Origin of the sequence: Nostoc sp. (assembly GCF_036919555.1) — a bacterium.
Classification (GTDB): domain Bacteria; phylum Cyanobacteriota; class Cyanobacteriia; order Cyanobacteriales; family Nostocaceae; genus Nostoc.
This window is the reverse complement of sequence record NZ_JBALCS010000085.1, coordinates 19,170-42,939: the sequence shown is the minus strand read 5'-3', so window position 1 is coordinate 42,939 and position 23,770 is coordinate 19,170. Positions and strand designations below refer to the sequence as shown.

Below are 23,770 nucleotides of genomic sequence, written 5' to 3'. Positions count from 1 at the left end.
TTAAATCGAGATTTTTTTCCGCAAATTTTCGTTTTTTAATTCTACTTCTAAATATTCAGCAATAGATTCAATATTTGGATATTACCAGAACAATGTTGGTTCTAACTCACAGCCGAGCCATTGTCCTAGCTCGAATGTAATGTTAACAGCAACAGAAGAATCAAGACCATATGCAGCAAAAGGTTCATGAATATCAATTTCATCTGAACTTAGTTCGAGTAACATAGCTAAATGCGAAATCAACCATGTAGTAATAGCTTCTCTTGTAGGACTATCATCAAAGTGATTATCCTGATTTATCTCCTCAATTGCAGGTTCTTTAAACCCATGCAATGTAGAAAATTGTATTTGTTCTAACAAACTATCTAGATTAGAATGTAGTTGCAGTAAATCTTGTTGAGGATTCAACTTCCAAGCATCTAATGCGTCTAAACTTGCATTGAGAAAACCAGTCCGACAAGCATGACGCTGAATTTTACCACTCGAAGTTTTGGGGATACTAGCTGTCTTGAGCAGCACCACAGCATAGACTTGCAATTCATGCTGCTCTGAGATAGAACTACGGATAGCTTTAATTACTTCATCACCTTTGAGATTGCGTAAATAAGCCCTCTCGACTTCCTGAACAACTACTAATTTTTCTTGGGAATTTACCTCCACAGAAAAAGCTGCTCCGGCACCTGCTCGCAGTGCTGGGTGACTTTGTTCAACCGTCACTTCAATATCTTGAGGGTAATGATTGCGACCTCGAATAATAATTACATCCTTGATTCTTCCGGTGATAAACAATTCACCATTGTCTAAAAAGCCTAAATCTCCGGTGCGTAAAAATGGACCCTCCTTGCTATCTGCTAAAAAAGCATTAAAAGTTTCTTTTGTTAGTTCTGGTTTTTGCCAATATCCAGCTGCAATGCTCAACCCTGATACCCAAATTTCTCCCACATGATTATCAAGACATCGAGTTCGAGATTCGGGATTGACAACTAGAACTTTTTGGTCTTTGCTAGTTCCAACACCAATAATTCCTCTTGCACCCTTGTGGTTCTCATCAACCAACAGTACGCGATTTTGCTCAAGAGCTGCTCCTTGACAAAACTTGACAACAGGTGCTTCAGATTTCAATCCTCCAGACACAATCAAAGTTGTTTCTGCCATTCCGTAACAGGGGTAAAATGTTTTAGACTGGAAGCCAAAATTAGCAAAAGTACTGGCAAAATTTACCAAAGTTTGATGACGGACTGGTTCAGCACCTGTAAAAGCTACTTCCCAACTGCTAAGGTCAATATTTTCTAGTTGTTGGGGAGTAACTTTGCGGCAAACAAGATCATAAGCAAAATCCGGGGCACCGCTGGTAGTAGCTTGATAACGTGAAATCGCTTCCAACCATCGTAGAGGTTTTTGTACAAATGAAACCGGAGACATCAAGACAACAGAGAAATTACTGTAAATAGGCTGCAACACCCCACCAATCAGCCCCATATCATGATATGGGGGCAGCCAAATCACACCTTTGCTATTAGATGTATTCCCAAAATATTTACGAATTAACTCTGAATTATGCAGCAGGTTTCCATGACTAACCATTACTCCTTTTGGCGTACCTGTAGAACCGGAAGTATACTGGAGAAATGCTAAACTATCCCCGCGTAGATTAAGTTGCTGCCATCCTAAAGCATTATCTCCTTCGATATCATCAGTAGCAAAACACTGCAACTTTGCTAATTTTGGTAGAGATGCCAATTGACTTTCTATATCTGCTAACTGCGATTTAGTGGTCAGCGCTACCGTTGCTTGAGCATCTAAAATAATTGCCTCTAACCTTGAATATGTTTGATTTTTACGTGGTGGATAAGCAGGAACAGCAATAACCCCCGCATATAAACATCCATAAAAAGCAGCAATAAATTCTAAACCTGGTGGGTACAATAACAAAGCTCGTTCACCAGGAGCCAAGGTTAACTGTAGTCTAGCAGCGATCGCCCTAGCTTTTAAGTCTAATTGATTGTAAGTCATGCTCGCACTTTCGATTTCTCCATCCCCTAAAAAAGTAAAAACCTTCTTATTGGGTTGCTCTGAACTTCGGCTACGCAGTAATTCTACTAAACACGAAAAATTAGAGTTGATGTTAGTGTTTTTCATTTGTCTTTTTTGTTGGAGTCATTATTTATATTCGGAGATTTTCTGTCACCCTTGTTATATACTAGGGTTCACCCTCCCTCAGTTTATGCAGTAAATAAGTAGGTAGGCAGAATAAAACCAAACTATGTTAACAAAAATGAACGAGGCTAAAACCCTTTTTCCTCCTGCTTTCTGCCTCCTGCCTCCTGCCTTATCCCAACGACAAATATTTACGCCCACCTACTTAGGTAAATAAATTACAATCTCAAATCTTATTACTCACTTATTCATCGCAGAGAGATAACATCAGATGAGCTACAGGGTGTTTGTAAATACCCTCCTTAAATTCTTCTGCCATTTTCTTGTTAGAGATTTCGGCAATTAAGTATTCCACAAGCTGCTTTGGTGTAAAGTGTGAAGATTTTTTTAAAGCATTATCTATAATAATATCCGCGATAATACCGATAGCATTTTTAAGTTCTTGCCGACAGCAATCGATAAAATTTTGTTTAAAATTGATAGGATTTTGTAAATATAAATTACTATTTTTTTGACTGTATCCGCTAAGTTTTTTATCTAATTTTTGTAAAACTAAAAACTCTTCTAAATCTTCACAAGCTATTTTTATCGGTTTCTGTATTGGCGTAAACATCACATTATTATTGAGTAAATTATGTTGCAAATTATTTAGTTTTAGCATAATTTCTGTCGCTGACTGGTAGCGGTCGTTTGCTCGTTCTGCCAGCATTTTTTCAAGTATGCTGGCAAAAGAATCGCTTATATTAACTTGAGAGCGCCATTGCCAGTTAAGAGATTCATCTATCAATAGATGTGGCATTTTTCCAGTTAAAAGAACTACGGAGCAAATACCAAGAGAATAGATATCGCTAGAAGGATAAGAATATCCCCCGCGCAACTGTTCGGGTGGAGAATAGCCAATTCTACCCACTACTGACTTATCAACCGAATAGTATAAACTTACAGAATCCGTCGATGAAATCGGATCTGATGCATCTTTAGCAACTCCAAAGTCAATCAGTACAGGTTTAGATTGATTGTGTGGAAGCATGACATTTTCCAATGAAATATCTCTGTGAATAATCTGCTGCCCGTGGACGTACTCTAAAACTGCTAACATATCTAGCAGCCATCCTCTAACTTCTGCTTCTGAAAATGGTTTGGCGGTTTCAGAAAGGCGATTAGATAAAATTTCTGAATAATTATTGCCGTCAATATATTCTTGTACAATAAACAGCCGTTCTTCATTTGTGAAACAAGCCAAAAATTTGGGGATTTGAGGATGTTGAATTTTATATAGAATTTTGGCTTCTCTTTCAAATAGCGCGTTGTATTTACTTTCTATCTTGGCTTTAGATGTTATTAATGTGGATTCTTTCAGAACACAATATTCATTGAAACGCTGATTATCAAATGCTAAGTATGTCCGTCCACAACCTCCCTGTCCAAGAAGTTTCTGAACCAAGTAGCGATTATTGATTAATGTTCCTTGATTAATTGCTGGTAACATCAGAAATTTATAATAAAATTACAAAAAAACTACAGGTATGTGTGGAGGGCAGCAGGAAAGTAGAAAGTGCAAAAAGCCTAAAATACTCCTAGTTATAAGCGCGGATTACAGAAGTGCATTCTGCGATGGTGATACTTTAGTAGGGTTGGAGACATATAATTTATGCAGCACGATACTCCAAGTCGAGCCTTCATATTGCATGTCCAGTACGAACACGGCAATCATCTTCTGCGAAGGTAACGTCCAAAGTCCAATGTAGACCGTTCTCAATGCTCCAATGGAGACGGATAGCCTGCCCCAGTTTACAAGCGTCACTTTCCAAACTAGTTAAATAAAACTGAACTTCACGAGTAGTTTTATTCCACAAGTGTCGTACCCGCACTACCATCACGACACTTTGAAGTCCCACCCAATCACCTTGTTGATCTAGAGTCGGTAGTTGAGAAATGCTTACACTCCAAACAAGTCTTTTTTCCGTGCGATGATGTCCTTTTTCCACCCGTTCGTCGTAGCTTACGGTGATGCCCTCAAATCCTTGGGCTTGAGCTTGCTCAAACCAAGTTTTGACCTGCCCATAAAGTGTCGGATGGTTGGCTTTAAGTGCTAGGACGTAATTTGCCTTCGCATTATATATTTGTGTAGCGATCGCTGGTTGAGTACCCATTGCATCAATCGTAATGATGCATCCTGCTAAGTTAAGTAGCTCTAATAAGGCAGGAATTGCAGTAATTTCATTCGATTTTTCAGATACTTTGACTTGTCCCAAAACAAGGCGATGTTCACTTGCCCATGCGCTAACTAAATGTATTGCCGATCTCCCTTGTTCTCTGTTGTAAGAGCCTTTAAGAGTCTTACCATCAATGGGAATTACTTGTGCCCCAACTGTTTCAACTATCGACTGTACTCATCTGTGAAAACAACGCTCAAATACTTTTGGGTTGATACGTTCAAACACTCGCCGAAAGGTATCTGGACAAGGAATGCCATTCGGTAGAGCTAAAAACTGCTCTAACCAATTAGACTTGCTAAACCCATAAGTTTCCATATCCTCCCATCCTTTACCCCCTGTAATCACTGATAAGATACCGATGATTAAAATGTCTGTCAACAAGTGGGCACGGGTACGTTGCGATCGCGGATCTTCTATCTCACTAACAAGTGAGTACATCTGTTCTATTATCTCTGTGGCACTGGGTAGACGTACAGGTTTTAAGTTTTTATGTTGTGAACGAGCAGAGTTGAAGCCTGATGCCATGAGACAGTCCTCGATCAGTGATTAACGCTCTGCTGATTAGCGTACTACTTAACATATTTCATGCTCAAATTAGATGTACTTAATTCATACTCCAGTCAAATTATCTGTATTTTAAAGCACAAAATTAGATGCGCTTACCCTGAACTGGAGACAAGCAGTGAACAGTTTTGCTTACCCGTAAAAATCATCTACGCGAATATCACGCCAAATATCCGAAATCTGCCAGCCTGATTTCCCCACCGACTGCACTATGGGATTATCGCGTAATGAAATGTAGTTCGGTTCTATTGGTTCTGGAATCGCTGCTGGTTCCTCATCAACCACAGGAGTTGGAAAATTGACGGTATCAGCTTGAAGATTTTGGTCTTCGGTATCTTGCATCTCCATCATTTTCTTCAGAGTCAGCTTCTCAGATTTTTTGATGATCTTCATAGTTTATCTATTAAAAGTTTTCATTTACTACTTTCCCAAAGGCATTGGCTGAAAATCTGGATGACAGTAGAACTGTAGAAAATTGGGGAAGGTTGGGTGTTAATAATTGCACGGAATTAATAAGATACAGCAAATCTATGCATTATACGAGTCCCTTGCTCAGGAATTTATCAATTGGATACAAATCTCTTTTTTGAGCCACTTCAGCCTGATAATGGAGAGTTAAGAGTTCTCGCCGTCGGGGAGGATTGAGAAACTTGTCAGGACATAAAGGAAAAATCCTGGTAGTAGACAATGAAGCCAGTATCTGCCGGATTTTATTTTGCAGACACGTCTTGAGATGATTGCGTACAACCGCACCCCGACTGTCTGCTAAACTCTGCTTCTACGAACCCAGATATCCAATCTTGATAATGTCGTTAATTTCAAATACATTAGCAACCTTCGTGGCTCTTTTCCCAATCGCCAATCCAATCGGTGCAATTCCGGTTTTTTATAGTTTAACAGCGAGGGAAACATCATCTGAACGTCATCAGCAGGCAAAACAAACTGCCACAAATGTAGTTTTAGTTTTAGCTGTGTTTTTAGTCGCTGGCAGATGGATACTAGAATTTTTTGGAATCTCACTTCAGGTGCTGCGAGTAGCAGGCGGATTACTTGTTGCTCATACAGCGTGGGAAATGGTTACGGCTCGTCAACGACTAACTCCATCAGAAAATGATGAAGCTATAGATAAAGAGGATATTTCTTTTACACCAATGGCAGTGCCCTTGATCAGTGGCCCTGGAGCAATTGGGGTAGTAACGAGTTTATCGATTAGCTTTAATCATTGGGTAGATTATCTAGAATCTTTAGTGGGAATTGTTTTAATCGGGATTAGCCTTTACCTGTGCCTTGTCTTAGGAGAGCCACTGATTGAGAGATTAGGAAAAAATGGTGTAGGAGCCTTAAATCGAGTTTTTGGTTTTTTCATCCTTGCTATTGGTGTACGGTTTATTTCTGATGGCTCTATTTCCTTGTTGAAAGAGGCGTTCCATATTCAAGCTAAATAATCTATAAAGAAGAAGTACGTCAACTCCAATTCGCAATTCGCTTTTTCGCCCATTCGCTTTTTCTTTCCCCACGCACGCCACTTGCTCTATTTGGGGAAACCTGTGTCACATTTCTCAACAGTCAAAACTCAACTTACTAACCGCGAATGCCTTGTCTTTGCACTCACGGATCTAAACCTATCACCACAAGTCCAGGAAAAACCACAGTCATTAAAAGGCTACTACGGGTCATCTCAAGGACAGAGCGCTGAAATCATCGTATCTGGTCGTACCATAAAAGCCCGTGCAGACATCGGTTTCAAGTGGAATACTTCAAGCGGCGTGTATGACATGATAGACGATAGCTATGAGACAGTCCCTCGCCTGGGACAGGACTTCTTCACCCATAAACTGATGATGGCTTATGGCAAACGAATGGTAAAAGCCAAAGCTGCACAGTTACTTGAACAGTTTGGCGAGTGTGCGATTAGTGAAGAAACCAACGGCACTGTGCAAACCCTACGACTAACTTTTGCCGGACATCAGGAACAACAGCAATATACGCAATATACAAGGAGATAAGGCATGGAACGCGCAATACTAATACATTTCGATTCCGTCACTGGTGAAATTCGAGTAGAAGCGGAGGGGTTTGAAGGGCTAACTTGTTTGGCGGCGACTCAACCGTTTGAAGAGGCGTTGGGGGTTGTGGAGGGCGAGCGCATTTATAAACCTGAAGCCCAACAACACCATAGGACTACGAACAGCAGTCAAACACGTTTACGTCAGTAATTAGTAATCAGTTACCAATCTGAAATCGACTGGTAACTGATTGTAAAGGCTTCGCCAAAACATGAATGAAGTTATCTAAAACTTGCTATGAAACTCTCGAATCTGCTCTCTACACTCGATTCACAAATCCCCATTGCTGCCCTTGACGTGCTTTCGCCCGATGCGGCGACGATTGGCGACGATTATTCAGTGGTTGACTACTGAAGCTAACAACAAGCTAAACAGTCCAGTGTTCTTCTGGAATCTGGGAGTGTCCACCCTGGAGCAATGTTTAATTGCAGCAGATGGGGGATTAATATTTAAGGCAGTACGAGAGTATAAAAAACCTCCACAGGCTGATCCACTGTTATATGTGTTTGACTACATTGCTAATTTTAATGGTGTTGGGATTTTCATTTTGGGAGATATTCACCCATTTATCGGCAAGAACTCACCTCAATTATCCTGGGAGATTTTATCCAAAGTCAAAAACCTTTACCACAGGTTAAAACCCACAGATAAACGCATTGTAATGTTGGGTCAAAATATCCAGTTACACGAGTCTTTAATTAGGCTCATTCCTTACTGTGAAGTCCCTTTACCTAATGTTGAGCAAATACTATTTCATCTCAATTCTTACTTACATGACTTACAACAGTCTGCCACAGAGCAACAATTAACTTTCACTATCTCTTTAGAAGATGCTGAAAAAGAAACCTTGAGCCGTGCAGCTTTGAGATTAACCTTGGAGGAGATTAGCGACTTCCTGCGTTTAACGGTCAAACAGAATCTAACTGATGATGGGATTTTAATTGATAGTCATTTCATAACAGCAGCCGTCGAGTACAAAACTCGCCTACTGTCTCAAATAGGTATCGAGTTGGGCAAACCTGCCACAATCCCAGTAGGCGGACTTGATAACTTGCGCGAATGGCTGACGAGGCGGCGGCGACTGTTCACCCAAGAAGCGCGTGAGCTGCATTTGCCACAACCCAAGGGTGTGTTACTAGCTGGGGCCTTGCCACAACCCAAGGGTGTGTTACTAGCTGGGGCCTCCTGGTACTGGAAAATCCCATACAGCCAAAAACATCGCTAACATACTCAATTTACCACTCCTACAGTTAGATATCGCTTCGATGCTGGGAAGTCTGGTTGGCGAGTCTGAGGGGAATGTGCGCCGCGCCTTGAAAACAGCATCCGCTATCGCACCCTGCGTTTTGTGGGTTGACGAAATCGAAAAGGCACTTTCTGGTAGCGGTGACACCAGTGGAGTCAGCCAAAGAATCCTCGGTACTCTGCTCACTTTCATGTCTGAATCAACCAGTGGCGTGTTTGTGGTTGCTACCTGTAACGACCCTTCAGCACTCCCCAGTGAGTTGAAACGCAAGGGTAGGTTTGAGGAAAATTTTTTCGTTGACCTGCCCACTGAACCAGAGCGTGTACAGATTTTGTGGATTCACCTAGAGCGATTCGGTATTCAAGTACAGCTTGAATATCTCGAAGCGATCGCTGCCAACACCGCAAAGTTTTCAGGAGCAGAACTCGAAACCCTAGCTTCAGAAGCGGCGCTGCTGGCATTCGATGAAGGACGACCGCAGCAGGTGACTTTAGGGGATTTGGAGAATTGTTGTCAAACCATTACCCCGCTTGCAGTTCAGGATGCTGCTGCGGTGGAACGGATGCAGTCTTGGGCATCAACCGCACGGAGAGCAAGTAGTCCTGTTGTACAAGCGGCGAAAACTCAGTCTTTGCGTACTGCTATCTGAAAATAGTCCCTACACCCTTGGGGATGCAAATTGATCCATACAGGGTATACCCAGGGTAAGCGCATCTTGTCAATAAGAAAGGCATAATCTCAATAAAGACCCAATTAATCGCATTAAACCCCGCTTATTGATAAGAAATTAGGCGTAGGCGTAGCCCGTCGTAGACATCGCTATTAGCCTGTAGAAATCAACCTAACCATAAACCCCTATTCTATCGTTAATACATTAAATGTATGTTTTGTCAATCCAATTTGAGATGCGCTTACCCTGAGGGTATACCAAAGCGTAGCAGATGTTGATTATCAGCGCGAATTACTCAATTCTCTACTTACACCTACACCACAAACTGCTGCGGTAGCTCTTAGTCATACTTCCCCAATTGCTGTGGATAAGATAGTCAGTCTCAAGACTATCAGTAAGAACTTTTGGCGGCATTTGTAAACGAATTACCACAAAGCTTATTGAAAAGTTTGGTGGGAATCAATTGATGATGAAAGAATTCACTATTTCGGGTTTACATAAATCCGAAATAGTGTATCAATCTTTTGATTAATTCTTGAACGAAGTGAGCTATTCTTAAAAATTAATGCGACGATAGATTTCAGACAGGGGTATTTCTACGTTGTTTAAACTGTGCAGAACAATCCCCTGCTCAAGATGAGAATGAACTTGCCAGAGCCAGCGATCGTTACTGTTACGATCCAAGTTATGATACTGCTCTATGTAGGGTTCAGTTTGGCTGACAAGCAGATATTCACAAAAACTGGCAAGAGAGCGATATTTTCTAAACTTGTCGCCTCGGTCGTATGCTTCGGTAGAAGGCGATAAAACTTCCACAATCAGTATTGGATTGAGAATTTCATCTTTGCGATTGCCATTGAATTCTGGTTCGCCATTCACAACCATCAAATCAGTATAAGTACCGCACTGATATTCAGGAATCCAAACTCGCAAGTCGCTGTTATACAAACGAAAATCGGTGTCTCTCAGCAAAAACCCCAAGTAAATCAATAAGTTGCTGGCGATCGCACTGTGGACAACTGTTCCTCCCGACATAATAATAATTTCTCCGCTGCGGTATTCGTGGCGTTCTGCGTTGGTTTCTTCCATAGCCCGATACTCGTCTAACGTAAGGCGAGTTGTTAATACATCACAGGGACTGCTTTGAGCAAAGACCACAATCAGACCTCTTGAATAATTACCTCTGAAACTATTATCAGCAACGGCAGTCAGAATTGCCAATTTCACGAGAAAAGCAAGATGACTTGCACGATTACGTACCCGCCCCCAAAGATAATCACTACTCATCCCAATCAACCAATCCCTGATCGTCCGACCAGCACGAGAGCAAGAAGTCAAAAGAGAGGATTCTGTCCCGAATTTCCCACTACGCTCTACGAGAAGCCGCAGATGAAGAAGGGGAAGGGGGAAAGGGGAAAGCCGGCATTTCTCACAAGCTTGAGTAGAAGAAGGAGCAGAGGGGCAGAGGGGAAAGAACTTGGTATTTTAACTCTCCTCTGCTCCTCTGCTCCCCTGGACAAGCGCAGGTTTTGAGAGATGTGGTGAGAAATCCGGGAAAGGGGAACCCCATATTTAAAAAGAGGGGTTTCAAGCATGGACGCTGATTTTTATCGCACTACGTGTCTCAAAAATCTTCTTTTAATATTCTCCATATTTAGAAAAATTGGGTTTAAAGCCCCGTCGTTCTACGACGGCTTTTTCTTTTTATTTAGGTTTCTAATCACTTTTCTAAGGACATCGGATTTAGAGCGTTCACATAAATCACAATAATCTTCTAAAATTTTAAATTCCTGATCGGTGAGTCTAAAGAATACACTCTTATTCATTGCAATTGTATATCTAAATGATATACAATGTTAGCATGAAAACTTTGAAGTTCAAATTGTACAGTCACAAGCGAAATAGGTTTCTCAAGCGGTCAATTAATGCTGCCGGGGTGATCTATAACAGATGTATTGCCATTCATAAACGATATTATCGGATCTTTGGCAAGCACTTGAACTGTACAAGACTTCAGGCTCATATTGCCAAGGTACGGAAACGTAACCCATTCTGGCAATTGGTTGGTTCTCAAGCTGTGCAAGATATCTGTCAGCGCATTGAGAAAGCATATCAACTATTTTTCAAAAATCATAAAAAGGGAGTCAGACCACGAAACTTCAAGAAGGTTCGGAAGTACAAGTCATTCACACTCAAGCAAGCTGGCTACAAGTTTCTGGGTGGCAACCGCATTAAGATCGGGAGTAGAGTTTATCAATTTTGTCAGTCTAGGGAAATAGAGGGAACGGTTAAGACTCTAACCATTAAGCGGACACCTCTGGGTGAATTGTTTCTAGTTGTTGTAGTTGAGGGTGTTTTTAATCCTGAAATCAAAGTCGAGACGAGTAGAATTGCTGGCTTTGATTTCAGGATTAAAACATTTCTCACCTGTTCTGATGGTTCCCAAATTGAATCGCCTCAATTTTTGAAACAATCGCTTAATGCCATCAAAAAAGCGAGTCGGCAACACTCCAAAAAGCTTAATGGTTCTGCCAATCGGGAACGCACAAGAAAGACTCTAGTCCGCAAATATGAGGATATTTCAAATCAGCGCTGTGACTGGTTTTGGAAGCTAGCGCACGATCTCACTGATCGGTCTGATGTGCTGTGTTTTGAGACGTTAAACCTTAAGGGAATGCAGCGACTCTGGGGACGCAAAATATCAGACTTGGCTTTTGGACAGTTTCTACAAATCCTGGAATGGGTTGCCAAAAAAAACATAAGCAACTTATATTTATCGACCGATGGTATCCGTCTACCAAGACTTGTAACCATTGCGGACACCTTCTCAAGGAGTTGGATTTATCGATTCGACAGTGGCGTTGCCCGTCTTGTCAGTCAGTAAACGGACGCGATGAAAACGCCGCTAAAAATATTCTCTCTTGTTGGGGCATCAACCGTTAAGTTAGGTGATCTAAGTCGGGCATTGCCTGCAATTGCTGTTTGAGCTTAGAATCCTCGCCCTTGAAGGGCGAGGAGTATGTCAATAGCTGTGTTAATCTGAGGTACTCAAACTAGGCTGCTGTTTTTTGGTTTTTGTATCTAGCCAATTGTAATTATTAAACTGACATTAAATGTTAAGTGATTGAATTATGAAATCTTCTTGTATCACCTTAGTCGTTGTGATTAGCGCACTCGCTCTCCCCCAGAGTGCCTATGCTAACCAAGAGAATCTTCCCATGACAACAGGCGATGCTCTGAACGAGCCGTTTCACGATCGCAATCAGCAGGCTGGAGTTTTATTGACGGAACCAGCCACGATTAACACGACATGGAGTAATTTTATCGGGCAGACTAATAATTCAAAACACACTGCTGAATCAATTTCGCTAGTGCGGGAGCAAGACTGCCAAAATATTAACCCGCTTGAGTTCATCAAGAACCCAGACGCTTTCTTTAAGCAATGTCAAAAGCCAACAAATACCCAAAGTTCTCAAAGTACTGAGCCAATTGAGTATCTCAAGGTTCCTAAACTCGATTCTGGTATTAGTGTGACACTTACTAAGTTTTGATATAGAAACTCTTGAACCTTGTTCTTTTCATGGACGCACACCTGCATCTGCTTTAGCGATCGCTGAAGATATATGTAGGGAGCATCTCAATGAGTGTAAAAAGCCATGTAAAACCTCACCCCAACCCTCTCCTTGGTAAGGAGAGGGAGCAAGAGTCTTGTCGGCAAGCTACGGGGGTGTTGCTGTCTTGCCAAGTATTATCGTTGGTGCTAATGTTACCACTGTTACTACTTTTAGTCCCGAAAATGTCTCTCGGAATAATTATATTGATAATACCGCATCCAATGCAGATATCTGCGTGCATTATGACACAAGTGCAATTGTCACAGATACCCGCGTCTTTATCATCCTAAATCCCTAATTACAAGTATTTGACCGGACTCCTAAAGAAAGCTATTCTTGAGCAGGGGGAGCAGGAAAAGTGCTTTCTTTCATGGTTAACGATCGCCCGCTACGTACCCAGCTTGATATGATTGGATTATTTAGCAAAAAATTAGAGGTAAAAAATTGGCATTTTATATTTAATTAATTCCATTTAATCAGAATTATATGGAAGTATAATCAGACTATTAACACTTAAAAAATCTGTGGTTTAATAATTCGGATTTATGTTGTTATTTGCTGTTAGTAATTTGTCTATTAAGTGATGAAATCGTTGTTCGGTCGATTCTTAATTTTTTTCAGTAACTATATTGGATAATTAAACTAAATATAATAATTGTGTTCAAAAATATGCAAGAATCAATAAAAAAGGAGTGTAATTAGTTTAAAATATCTGCTGATGATACTTTGAGTAATTGATTTGTAACTGGTAATGATGTTATTATTAATGGGTGGGTTGATTTTGGGTTTATTATCTCCAACAATTGACTTTTAATGTATCATAGACCAGAATTCATCATTATTGCCAAATAAATTGATTGATTAGCAGTGTGAAATGGCTAAGGATCTGAATATCTAGACTTGATACCAATAAATTGATGAGGTTACAGAAGAGCAAATAACCATGAGCAACTTAACATCTCCACCTACCGAAGTTCAAAAAACGAAGAAAAAAAGTTTAGCCGCAGATAAAAAACCTCGAGGTACAGATGATATTGTGCGTAGTTATCTGCAAGAAATCGGGCGTGTAGATTTGTTGACTCGCGAACAAGAGGTTATTTTTGCTCAACAAGTGCAGCAAATGATGAATTTACTAGCTGCTAAGGAAGAATTGGCTGTAAAATTAAATGAGCAACCCACGCTGCAAGAATGGGCAGATAAAGTGGAGTTAAGTGTTGAGGTGTTAGAGCAACAGCTAAGTAAAGGACACCAAGCCAAGCAGAAAATGATTCAGGCTAATCTCCGGTTAGTGGTAGCAGTGGCGAAGAAATACCAGCACCGCAACTTGGAATTTATGGATCTAATTCAAGAAGGTACTTTGGGTTTAGAGCGAGGGGTGGATAAATTTGATCCCGCTCTTGGTTATAAGTTTTCTACCTACGCTTACTGGTGGATTCGTCAAGGAATCACACGAGCGATCGCTCAACAAGGACGGACAATTCGTTTACCGATCCACGTCTTTGAGAAACTGAACAAAATTAAACGGGTGCAGCGAGAATTATCTCAACAGTTGGGTCGCGTTCCCACTACTGCTGAAATTGCTAAGGCGTTATCTTTGACACCTACCCAAGTTCGAGAGTGTTTGTATTTGGCCCGTCAACCCTTCTCCTTAGAGGCGAGAGTTGGTGAACAACAAGATACAGAGTTGCAGGACATACTTGAGGATGATGGACCTTCTCCCGAAGACTATGCTGTTGAAGAATCTCTCCATCAAGACTTACAAGACTTGTTAGCAAAGCTGTCTCCCCAGCAGCGAGAAATATTAACCTTGCGTTTTGGTCTGACTGATGGCTATGAACTTTCTTTAGCACAGATTGGCGATCGCATGGGTATTAGTCGAGAACGGGTGCGTCAGATCGAGCAAAAAGCTCTCAGTCTCCTCCGACGGCAAAAGGAACAAGTACGTAGTTATCTAGCTAGCTGAGGTCATTTTTTCACAATGTAGGGCATTTAAACTTAGGAAGTCACCATAATGGCCGTATAAAATTCAGTCATTTTGGGGGAAAATAGACCTAATTAATCTCTCTCAAAGATTTGATATGGGCACATCAAAGACAGTGCAACAATTGCAAGCACAATGGGTGAGTTCTGAAAACTTTCGGTGTTATGGACAGGTGATTTTTGCTAGTGAAGATGGTAAAGCTTACGATGTGGAAGATGCCCAGTTAAACCTGCAAAACGGGATTCCCCGATTTTATGTTATGCGGTTGGAGAAGAGAGGGCGAAAGTTTCACAAAATTACTCGCCATGTGCAATGCACTCAATGTCTGGGTTCTTTGTCAGGGAAGGATTGGTTAATTGCAGTTTGTCCTCCTGATAATGATGTGAAAGAACCAGCATTAGAAGAGATTGCTGCTTTCCGCATTCCGGGGAATTGTTTTATCAAGCTACATCAGGGTACTTGGCACGCTGGTCCCCATTTTGACCATGAAGCTGTGGATTTTTATAATTTGGAACTAGCTGATACAAATGTGGTGGATCATTTAACTCATGATTTTCTCAAGAGTCATCAATTAGAGTTTGAGATGGTTTAACGTAACGCCCAAGTCCCCACCCTCAACGTACACGCACAAGTGGGGATTGTGAGCCAAGCTTTTAGGATTGCATCTGGAATTGATTTTAAACGAAGAGTAAAAACAAATTCTGGATGTATGACGAATCCCCAGGATTTTCTGGTAAGATAGGTGATGTCTTGAGCATCAATGCCACAAGCGAAAATCAAGCTAATAGGTGAGGCACTCCGCCCTTGCGGTTCCCCGACTTGAAGGAAGTGCCGAACCCGTAAGGGTATATGTCGCAAGAGTAAAGATTTGGGTCTTGGGAACCAGGACTCCTGCCCTTGGAGGGAATGTCAGACCAAAAAAACTACGGAGTAATTGATGGCTATTCCCGATGAATTCGGAGCGATCAACTTTAGCCTTAGGCAAGTCTGAGTAGTTCACTAAATAAGTTCATCTTTAGATAGCGGTGATTCTCCTACACTTGCGATCGCTGTATTAGTTTCATTTATAATACAGACCTAACCCCCAGCCCCTTCCCTGCTAGCGTTGGGGAGTAAGTCTTAAAGTGAGGAAGATAATTAACCCAAGGCGGATTTTAAATCACTTTCCGCTTGTCTCAATGCATCTGGTAATTTACTCGCATCACGTCCGCCGGCTTGGGCTAAGTTCGGTCTTCCACCGCCACCGCCACCACAGATTTTAGCGATCGCACCTACAAATTTACCAGCTTGCAAACCTTTTTTGTTCACTTCTTGACTAAAAGCTGCAACTATGCTAACCTTCCCTGGTTCGGGAACAGAACCCAGCACCACTGCACCGTTACCGATTTTTTGCAATAAACGTTCGGCTGCGGTTTTCAATGATTCTGGATCAACATCTTCTAATTGGGCGACGATGATTTTATAATCGCCTACAGTTTCGGCTGTTTGTAGTAAGCTGTCAGATTTTGCGATCGCTAACTGTACCTTGAAGGTTTCCAATTCCTTCTGGCTAGTTCTGAGTTCGCTTTGCAGGCTTGTGATTCTGTCTGGTAATTCTTCAGGTTTTACTTTAAAGCGATCGCTCAAATCCTTAACTACTTTATCCCGAAGATTGAGATAATCCAGTATTGCCGGCCCCGAAACAGCTTCAATGCGCCGCACCCCAGAAGCTACGCCAGCTTCGGAGATAATCTTAAACACGCCAATTTCAGCAGTATTACTGACATGAGTTCCACCGCATAGTTCCATTGATACGTTAGGGAAGTCAATTACGCGCACTTCTTCCCCGTATTTTTCGCCGAACATGGCAACAGCACCCCTAGCTTTCGCCTCTGCTAAAGGTAATACTTCCACCTTTGCAGTATGTGCTTCGGCAATCCAAGTGTTTACCTGTTCCTCAATTTGTTGGACTTCCTCGGCTGTCAAAGCACGCGGACAGTTAAAGTCAAAGCGCAACCTGTCAAAGGAAACCAGGGAACCAGCTTGAGATATGCCATCATCAACAATTTTCTTTAACGCCGCTTGCAACAGGTGCGTTGCGGTATGGTTAGCTTGGGCGCGACGCCGACAAGCCGGATCAATTTGGGCTGTAACATTATCGCCTACGCGCAGTGTACCGCGTTCGATGCGTCCGAAGTGAACAAAGAAATCAGATTCTTTCTTCATGTCTTCCACCCGAACTAGGATACCATCACCAGAGATATAACCGCGATCGCCGATTTGTCCCCCAGATTCAGCATAAAATGGCGTTTTGTCAAGGACAATTTGCACCTGTGTCCCTGCTTCTGCTTCCTCTTGGGAAACACCTTCTACCAAAATCGCTTCGACTTTTGCCGTCGCCGCAGGTTGGGTATAACCTAAAAACTCGGTGACTTGGATGTGTTCTGCTAATTTGTCGAGGGAACCTTGCACAGTTAAATCGATGGTTTCATGTGCTGCTTTGGCACGTTCCACCTGCTTTTGCATTTCGGCATTGAATCCCGCTTCATCAACTGTGAGATCATTTTCCTCGGCAACTTCTTGAGTAAGTTCGAGGGGAAATCCGTAGGTGTCATAGAGGGTAAATGCACTTTCACCGCTAATTTGGGTTTTTCCTTGCTGTTTCACCTCTTGGATGATTTCTTCTAGGAGTTTTTCGCCTCTATCCAGAGTTCTGAGGAAATTGGATTCTTCCCGTTGGAGTTCAGCAATAATTGCTGCTTCCCGTTGGCGCACATTGGGGTAAGCTGATTCAGAAAGAGCGATCGCAGTTTCAGCAACTTGGGTGGTAAATTCGCCAGAAATCCCAATTAATCGCCCATGACGCACCACCCGCCGAATTAACCGCCGCAGCACATAACCCCGTCCCACGTTGGAAGCACGAATTTCATCAGCGATCATGTGGACAACAGAACGAATGTGATCACCAATAACTTTTAGGGAAACTTTGGTTTTTTCATCACTTTTGTGGTAATCAATGCCAGCAATTTGCGCTGCTGTTTGGATAATTGGGAAAATTAGGTCAGTTTCGTAGTTATTGGGTACTTTTTGGAGAATTTGCGCCATTCTCTCCAAACCCATGCCGGTGTCGATGTTCTTGTTTTGCAGTGGCGTTAAATTGCCTGATGCATCCCGGTTATATTGCATGAAGACGAGGTTGTAAAACTCGATGAACCGGGAATCATCTTCTAAATCGATATTTTCGTCACCGCGTTCTGGGTGGAAGTCGTAATATATTTCTGAACAAGGCCCACAAGGCCCAGTCGGCCCAGATACCCAAAAGTTATCATCTTCGCCCAAGCGTTTAATTCTTGCTATCGGCACACCGATTTGATCACGCCAAATTCCAAAGGCTTCATCATCATCTTCAAAAACGCTGACGACGAGATTTTTTGGGGAGAAGCCAAAAACTCGTGTAGAGATTTCCCAACCCCAAGCGATCGCTTGTTCTTTAAAATAATCACCAAAGCTGAAATTACCCAGCATCTCAAAAAACGTGTGATGCCGTTTAGTGCGTCCGACATTTTCGATGTCGTTGGTGCGGATACACTTTTGCGAAGTCGTCGCCCGCTTAAATTCTGGTGTGCGCTGCCCCAAGAATATCGGCTTAAATGGTAGCATCCCTGCGATCGTCAACAGTACGGTTGGGTCTTCTGGCACGAGGGAGGCACTTGGGAGAATTTGGTGATCCCGTTGGGCAAAGAAGTCGAGAAATATGTTGCGAATTTCGTTACCGCTTAGGTAGTGGGGATTTGAAGACATGGCTTTTTAACTTTAGACTTTAAGATTTGGGCGTAGCGGCACTAGATAGGGTATTTTCATAAATAGCTTTATATATTCTTGCATTTTGTTTCATATTACTGCTAGCGAATTGTGCCTGTCGGTGAGCTATATGCAGTGATTAGGATGCTTTTACACCATTGCCTTACTTTAGTAGGATGTGCGCTCACATCTTGATGGTTAGGATTAATCCGTAAGAAATAACTGAAAATTTCCATTTCCATATTAAGGTAACAAATGGCACCAAAACTGAAAGTATCAAATATTGCTTGTGAGGGATGTGCAGAAACAATTACTGAATCTATCCACGTTATGGAACCTGAAGCCAAGGTGGATGTCGATGTTAATGCTAAAACTGTTACGGTAGAATCCGCAGCTTCTGAGGAGTCAATCAAACAGGTAATTGTTGCTGCTGGTTACACTGTTGAAGGTTATTGATCTGATTTTAGCTTTTCACAAAAGTTCAGATTTTAATATTTTAGGCTACACTAACAGAATTTTTTCGATTATTTCCGCCCGTGGAAAAAGCGGAAACCAACTAATTTACCGACATTAGGGGCAGACTTTAACATATAATTTTTTATTTAGCGTTGTTTTTTAAATTTATGATGTTACCGCAATTTAAACAAAAGATGTGAATTATAGCTATTTTCAGGTAAATGGATCACGCACTAAGGGCACAGCATTGCTGTGCCCCTACGACAGATGTGATTCAAATACATGAATTCTGCTGTAAGTAAACAAACACTCCAAACTTCTAACTCCTGTAGAGACGCGATTAATCGCGTCTCTAACTTCTAAGGAACGTGGATTAAATAAAATGCAAAACTTCATCCTGTCTCTAGCCTCCCTCTTTTTTATAAGGAGAGGGATTGAGGGTGAGGTAAGCCAGAGAAATAAATTGTATGTTATTTAATTTTTATTCCTAACTCCCTACTCCCAACTCAGCATGACAATCTTCTACCGAAGTGCGTTGTCGCATGGCATTAACTAAAGCCTCGTAGCTAGACCAATTTTCTTGCAGTAGAGTTTTTGCCTGGAGAGTATGAAACCGCAGTTTCTGCTGATAAACTGATTCAGAAAAACCCAAAATTGTCAAGACTCCTATCAGCTTATTTTTATCATCAGATCCACCCTCAGCATTATTAAAAACTAGGGTTTCAGCAGCAATACCCGCCATCCAAAGAGTGCAGTAGCGGTCTAGCATTTGGGCACTGATTTTACCCACTTCTAGTTGAGATGCTAATTCGCCATCATCAAAGCTAACGCCGCCTTGCCCAGGTTGCCCCTGTTTCCAGGCTTCCCAAGCGCTGAGTGTGTAGCCAGTAACGGGAATGCCCAATAGGTAAGCAACTAAGAAATGTCCTGCTTCGTGGTGGACGATGCGATCGCGGTGTTCTTTTGAAAAACCGGCAATCCAATCTAAAAAGATAGTACCACCCTTGCCTTGCAAGCTGAAACTATCTAATGTAGCTATGCCTAAAATGGTGAAGGTAGCGATCGCTGGTACTGCGGGCGACAAGTGAATAAATGGCCCCAACAGGGTGGACATGGTGATCAGAAAGATAGATATTGCAACTAAATTTAGGCTAGTTTGGCTCATTGAGAGTTTTCTGAGTGCAGCTTAATCTTCCTTCATTATGAGGCAATGTTTACGCTCGGTGTAGATACAGCACACCTTCTATCTCAAGTGCCTTTACAAATCCCTTGACGACGTAATTTCCCGCACTGGGATTTGACTATAAGGGCAGATGGGCTTTCTAAAATTTATAACCAATGTGTAGTTGTCCAAAACTTAATTTTAAAAACCTCTTATTTTCTTCTTAATCTGTCAAGTCTAAATTATTGAAAATTACGTCGCTGTGTAACAGCAGTAGACTGTTGGCTTGTTTGTTCTGCTGAAATGGAAGGCTCTACGTGGATTTTAGAGACGCCATTACAATCCACTCAAGCCCAATTGCACGTGAGGCATCACGGCAAAATCACAAGGTCTATCTAAAGGTATGTTAATGTTCCTAAAGGTTTTTTCCGTTGTAACTAGGGCCACCGAAGTTACAAGACGACACACGATTTTACCAATTCTCCTAGCCATTCAGCTCTTGGTCGCGGTTAGAGTGGCCGCTCAAACCTCCGTCAAGCAAGCTTCAGATGACACAGTTCTGAAGCAGATTATCATCTTTGGACGTCATGGCGTTCGCTCTCCGGTAACTCCAAACACCACTTTGGCAACGTTTGCAGTCCGACCTTACCCCAACTTCGGAGTTCCCGCCGGCTACTTAACCCCGCACGGTGCCCACGCAGAGACTCTCCTAGGTAGCTACTTCCGCGGCTATTTGCTCAAGGAAGGTTTGCTAACGCCCAATAACCAAGAGGATGCGAGGCGCTCTTACTTCCGCGCCAATTCCATTCAGCGCTCCAACATCAGCGCAGCTTCTCTGGCGGGTGGTCTACTACCAAATGTCAGTGTGCCGGTCTATTCTTACCCACTTGGTCAGCCTGACCCAGTATTTGATCCAATTGGCGCAAATGTAGTGACCGTCGATACTGTCCGCGCTGTTAATGAGGTTAAAAAAATCTTTAATGATGGAGAGACATTAAGGTCAGCCAACAGCGCAGAATTCTCCTTGATCCGTAGTGTACTCTTCGGCTATCAGAACGGGATACAACCAGCACCTTCGACCCCTTCAGGCTTAGTCGATCCAACCGCTTTGCCAATTCCTCTTACTGCCAATACGTCTGGAATCGCAACCGCAAACGTGATTAACTCAGGTGGAGTTTTTTCGACTTTGATTGCCGCAGACCCATTTGTTATGGAATATACAGATGGTTTACCGCTCAATAATGTGGGTTGGGGTCAACTTTCACTAGATACTCTTTCCCAGCAAACCCGGGTGATCAACCTTCTTTTCGATATTGAGATCCTTCCACCTTACTTGAACGAAGTCCAGAGTTCAAATGCTGCCTCGCACGTACTTCGCTCTATGGAGCAAGCCGTGGTTGGCCAAACAATTCCCGGTGCATTCGGAAAGGCAAAGACACGCTTGCTTGTGATCAACAGTTCCGACGGCTATGTTATCGGGTTAGCAGGTCTTCTTCATCTGCATTGGCTTTTGCCTGGATATCAGCCAGACTACTGCCCACCAGGCGGATCGCTGGTTTTTGAACTGCGAAAGTCGAAAAGCTCCGGCGAGTATATCGTCCGTGCGTTTTACACCGCACAAACCTTCGATCAATTGCGCGATTTGACTTCGTTGACGCTCGATCAACCGCCTGCGACTGTTCAGCTTCTGATTCCGAATGGTAGCAAATCTGCCACTAACCTGGATGTCAAGTTCGGCAAATTTGAACAGCTCTTAAAAAAAGCAATTAACCCAAAATACGTGGAGAATCCCACAACTGAAGTTCCGCCTGGGCCATTGACGGGTGTACCCCTCCAGTAGCCATTTCTCATTCGACCGCAGCGATCGCTAGTAGCTTTTGATAGAAGAGACTGAAAAACATAAATGAGTACAAGCATTACTGGCTGACTCTAATAATTATCTGTCTCGTCCATCACTGCTTTCTAAATATTAGACCTGAATCCTTACAGTTCTAGCGAATGGAATACGCGGCTACACAAACCAAGTCCGCGTAAGCGGAATAACACAAAATAAAAGTTTTGAAGCCTGCGGAGGCAGGTTTTGTCTGTATAGACGGGGTTTATATAGCGTTTCCTAATGACATGAAGTACATCATAGCCCCCGCCTCGCTTGCGGGGAGGGTGTTGGGGGTGGGGTTCTTGTACCTCACTCAAGTGAGAACCGCTATAACCGCCGATTTAACGTTAAATTGACTGTCTAAGGTGGATATGGTCTAGATTTCCAGGTTCTACCTCTAAACGATATTTTCAAAATCACTCGAATACAACTGTCCTATTACCATATACTAAGACACGATTTTGCAAGTGTGATCGCACTGCTCTTGCTAATACAACTCTCTCTAAATCTTTGCCTTTTCTCACCAAATCATCAACTTCATCACGGTGACTAACTCGAACTACATCCTGTTCAATAATCGGACCTGCATCTAAATCAGCAGTGGCGTAATGAGCAGTTGCACCAATAATTTTTACTCCACGTTCAAAAGCTCGGTGATAGGGATTTGCTCCGATAAAAGCTGGTAAAAATGAATGATGTATATTGATAATTTGCGGAAATTGACTAATAAAATCTGCACTAACAATCTGCATATATTTTGCCAATACAACTAAATCTATTTTGTACTGGCGTAGTAATTCTAGTTGTTGGGCTTCCTGTTCTGATTTATTGTCTTTAGTGATGGGAACGTGCTGAAAGTCGATATTAAATTGTTCTGCAACTACCTTTAAATTAGAATGATTACTAATAATTAAAGGAATTTTAGCCACAAATTCTTTAGCGCGTTGTCGCCAAATTAAGTCAAAGAGACAATGGTCTTGCCGACTTACCCAAATAGCAATGCGTGGTACTGTATCAGAAAAACGTAGTTCCCACTTAGCGCCAAGAGGTTGTGCGATCGCATTAAATGCAGGGGCAATAAACTCTCGCGGTAAATTAAACCCATCTAATTGCCATTCAATGCGGGTGAGAAATAACCCAGCAGCAAAATCTGTGTGCTGATCTGCATGGATAATATTACCACCATTAGAATAAATGAAATTGGCAAATTTCGCCACCAGTCCCCGTTGGTCAGGGCAGGAAATCAGCAATGTTGCTGTCGGATTTGTCATAAGAATATCGCCACATTTTCAATTAATTATTTGCTGTTTGTCGGACTCGGTTTAGGAATGGTGAGCGGAGGAAGTTTCTCACTATTATCTACAGGTTGCTTCCACTCTGATAGTTCCCGATTCACGGCATTTGCAAAATCTGTTGATACCAACAGCACATTTATATTCCCATCGGGTTTAGCAGCAGGGTCAGCTTGAGCATACAAGAAATGACCGTTAAAGTTAGATTTACCCAAAATCAACTGATGGCTTTGGCGGTTTTTCAGGGTGATACTGATAGTTGCTTGGGGTTTATCTAAGGCAAATTCTCCAAGCTCTTTTGCTGGAGTTGATAAAGCGGTATCGCTCTTACCCTTGACCAACAAATCCATTAAATAAGAAACAATAGCATCATTGGCTGGTTCCGATATCGGAGATTTGATTACCCACTTAGGATTACTAGATTCAGGGCTACGTTCTAAATTCAGGGTAAGTTTTTTTGTCTTGACTGTTAAAGACTGGACATCATCTGCGGCAAAATAAAAAATTTGCTGCTTTTGCTGCTTAATTTCCTCTCGCACACTTGCACCTCTAATTTCATAGAAGTAAACAAAACCACCTAAACCCAGCGCTAGCAGTATCAAAATTAAAGTCGTTCGTGGCAATTTCATTTTTTAGTCATTTGTTATTTGTCATTTGTCATTGGTGAAGAGTTAATATTTATAACTC

19 protein-coding genes and 2 pseudogenes are annotated in these 23,770 nt (G+C 42.1%); 11 read left to right on the top strand and 10 right to left on the bottom strand.

The window, feature by feature from the left end; all coding sequences use genetic code 11:
• Nucleotides 1-81: 81 nt before the first annotated feature.
• From V7K36_RS23335 to V7K36_RS23320, 5 genes are all read right to left on the bottom strand, one after another.
• Nucleotides 82-2,139, bottom strand: a complete 2,058-nt coding sequence (locus V7K36_RS23335) for an AMP-binding protein (RefSeq protein ID WP_335119716.1) — start codon at nucleotides 2,137-2,139, stop codon at nucleotides 82-84.
• A 262-nt stretch (nucleotides 2,140-2,401) separates the two neighbouring features.
• Nucleotides 2,402-3,646 carry a serine/threonine-protein kinase gene (locus V7K36_RS23330; RefSeq protein ID WP_335119714.1) on the bottom strand — a complete coding sequence of 415 codons (1,245 nt, stop codon included), beginning with the start codon at nucleotides 3,644-3,646 and terminating at the stop codon, nucleotides 2,402-2,404.
• Between the two features lie 190 nt (nucleotides 3,647-3,836).
• Nucleotides 3,837-4,541, bottom strand: coding sequence for an ISAs1 family transposase (locus V7K36_RS23325; protein ID WP_442948509.1), 705 nt, complete (start codon nucleotides 4,539-4,541; stop codon nucleotides 3,837-3,839).
• 9 nt (nucleotides 4,542-4,550) lie between these two features.
• The gene (locus tag V7K36_RS34275; protein WP_442948507.1) at nucleotides 4,551-4,901 is read right to left on the bottom strand and encodes a transposase family protein; all 351 of its coding nucleotides are present in this window, start codon (nucleotides 4,899-4,901) and stop codon (nucleotides 4,551-4,553) included.
• A 171-nt stretch (nucleotides 4,902-5,072) separates the two neighbouring features.
• Nucleotides 5,073-5,333, bottom strand: coding sequence for a hypothetical protein (locus V7K36_RS23320; protein WP_335119712.1), 261 nt, complete (start codon nucleotides 5,331-5,333; stop codon nucleotides 5,073-5,075).
• 413 nt (nucleotides 5,334-5,746) lie between these two features.
• Here V7K36_RS23320 and V7K36_RS23315 point away from each other — a divergent pair, with 413 nt between their 5' ends.
• From V7K36_RS23315 to V7K36_RS23300, 4 genes and pseudogenes are all read left to right on the top strand, one after another.
• Complete coding sequence (locus V7K36_RS23315) at nucleotides 5,747-6,385, top strand: MarC family protein (protein ID WP_335119710.1); 639 nt, start codon at nucleotides 5,747-5,749, stop codon at nucleotides 6,383-6,385.
• Between the two features lie 102 nt (nucleotides 6,386-6,487).
• The gene (locus V7K36_RS23310; RefSeq protein WP_335119708.1) at nucleotides 6,488-6,946 is read left to right on the top strand and encodes a DUF1257 domain-containing protein; all 459 of its coding nucleotides are present in this window, start codon (nucleotides 6,488-6,490) and stop codon (nucleotides 6,944-6,946) included.
• Nucleotides 6,947-6,949: 3 nt separating this feature from the next.
• Entirely contained in the window at nucleotides 6,950-7,156 is a 207-nt protein-coding gene (locus V7K36_RS23305) for a DUF2997 domain-containing protein (RefSeq protein WP_335119707.1), read from the top strand.
• A gap of 87 nt (nucleotides 7,157-7,243) precedes the next feature.
• Nucleotides 7,244-8,901, top strand: a pseudogene (locus V7K36_RS23300) (AAA family ATPase).
• Nucleotides 8,902-9,477: 576 nt separating this feature from the next.
• Here V7K36_RS23300 and V7K36_RS23295 read toward each other — a convergent pair.
• Nucleotides 9,478-10,080 (bottom strand): Uma2 family endonuclease, encoded by a 603-nt coding sequence (locus V7K36_RS23295; protein ID WP_335119873.1) that lies wholly within the window; start codon nucleotides 10,078-10,080, stop codon nucleotides 9,478-9,480.
• A 703-nt stretch (nucleotides 10,081-10,783) separates the two neighbouring features.
• Between V7K36_RS23295 and V7K36_RS23290 the strand changes: the two are divergent.
• The 5 genes and pseudogenes from V7K36_RS23290 (at nucleotide 10,784) to V7K36_RS23270 (ending at nucleotide 15,109) form a co-directional block, all read left to right on the top strand.
• Nucleotides 10,784-11,908, top strand: a pseudogene (locus V7K36_RS23290) (RNA-guided endonuclease InsQ/TnpB family protein).
• A 145-nt stretch (nucleotides 11,909-12,053) separates the two neighbouring features.
• Nucleotides 12,054-12,473 (top strand): hypothetical protein, encoded by a 420-nt coding sequence (locus tag V7K36_RS23285; RefSeq protein ID WP_335119706.1) that lies wholly within the window; start codon nucleotides 12,054-12,056, stop codon nucleotides 12,471-12,473.
• Between the two features lie 157 nt (nucleotides 12,474-12,630).
• Complete coding sequence (locus tag V7K36_RS23280) at nucleotides 12,631-12,834, top strand: DUF3172 domain-containing protein (RefSeq protein WP_335119704.1); 204 nt, start codon at nucleotides 12,631-12,633, stop codon at nucleotides 12,832-12,834.
• Nucleotides 12,835-13,479: 645 nt separating this feature from the next.
• Entirely contained in the window at nucleotides 13,480-14,499 is a 1,020-nt protein-coding gene (locus V7K36_RS23275) for an RNA polymerase sigma factor, RpoD/SigA family (protein ID WP_334948847.1), read from the top strand.
• Between the two features lie 115 nt (nucleotides 14,500-14,614).
• Nucleotides 14,615-15,109 (top strand): ureidoglycolate lyase, encoded by a 495-nt coding sequence (locus tag V7K36_RS23270; protein ID WP_335119702.1) that lies wholly within the window; start codon nucleotides 14,615-14,617, stop codon nucleotides 15,107-15,109.
• Between the two features lie 545 nt (nucleotides 15,110-15,654).
• Here the strand turns inward: V7K36_RS23270 and alaS are convergent.
• On the bottom strand, nucleotides 15,655-18,297 hold the full coding sequence (gene alaS, locus V7K36_RS23265) for an alanine--tRNA ligase (RefSeq protein WP_335119700.1): 2,643 nt from the start codon (nucleotides 18,295-18,297) through the stop codon (nucleotides 15,655-15,657).
• Nucleotides 18,298-18,552: 255 nt separating this feature from the next.
• Here alaS and V7K36_RS23260 point away from each other — a divergent pair, with 255 nt between their 5' ends.
• Nucleotides 18,553-18,753, top strand: a complete 201-nt coding sequence (locus V7K36_RS23260) for a heavy-metal-associated domain-containing protein (RefSeq protein ID WP_335119698.1) — start codon at nucleotides 18,553-18,555, stop codon at nucleotides 18,751-18,753.
• 487 nt (nucleotides 18,754-19,240) lie between these two features.
• Here the strand turns inward: V7K36_RS23260 and V7K36_RS23255 are convergent, their stop codons facing one another.
• Nucleotides 19,241-19,918: an ATP-dependent Zn protease gene (locus V7K36_RS23255; RefSeq protein ID WP_335119696.1), complete on the bottom strand. Its 678-nt coding sequence runs from the start codon at nucleotides 19,916-19,918 to the stop codon at nucleotides 19,241-19,243.
• A gap of 406 nt (nucleotides 19,919-20,324) precedes the next feature.
• Here V7K36_RS23255 and V7K36_RS23250 point away from each other — a divergent pair, with 406 nt between their 5' ends.
• Nucleotides 20,325-21,755: a histidine-type phosphatase gene (locus V7K36_RS23250; RefSeq protein ID WP_335119694.1), complete on the top strand. Its 1,431-nt coding sequence runs from the start codon at nucleotides 20,325-20,327 to the stop codon at nucleotides 21,753-21,755.
• A 452-nt stretch (nucleotides 21,756-22,207) separates the two neighbouring features.
• Here the strand turns inward: V7K36_RS23250 and purU are convergent, their stop codons facing one another.
• Both purU and V7K36_RS23240 read right to left on the bottom strand, forming a co-directional pair.
• On the bottom strand, nucleotides 22,208-23,062 hold the full coding sequence (gene purU / locus V7K36_RS23245; protein ID WP_334831307.1) for a formyltetrahydrofolate deformylase: 855 nt from the start codon (nucleotides 23,060-23,062) through the stop codon (nucleotides 22,208-22,210).
• 26 nt (nucleotides 23,063-23,088) lie between these two features.
• On the bottom strand, nucleotides 23,089-23,712 hold the full coding sequence (locus V7K36_RS23240) for a DUF4340 domain-containing protein (RefSeq protein ID WP_335119692.1): 624 nt from the start codon (nucleotides 23,710-23,712) through the stop codon (nucleotides 23,089-23,091).
• Between the last annotated feature and the right edge of the window lie 58 nt (nucleotides 23,713-23,770).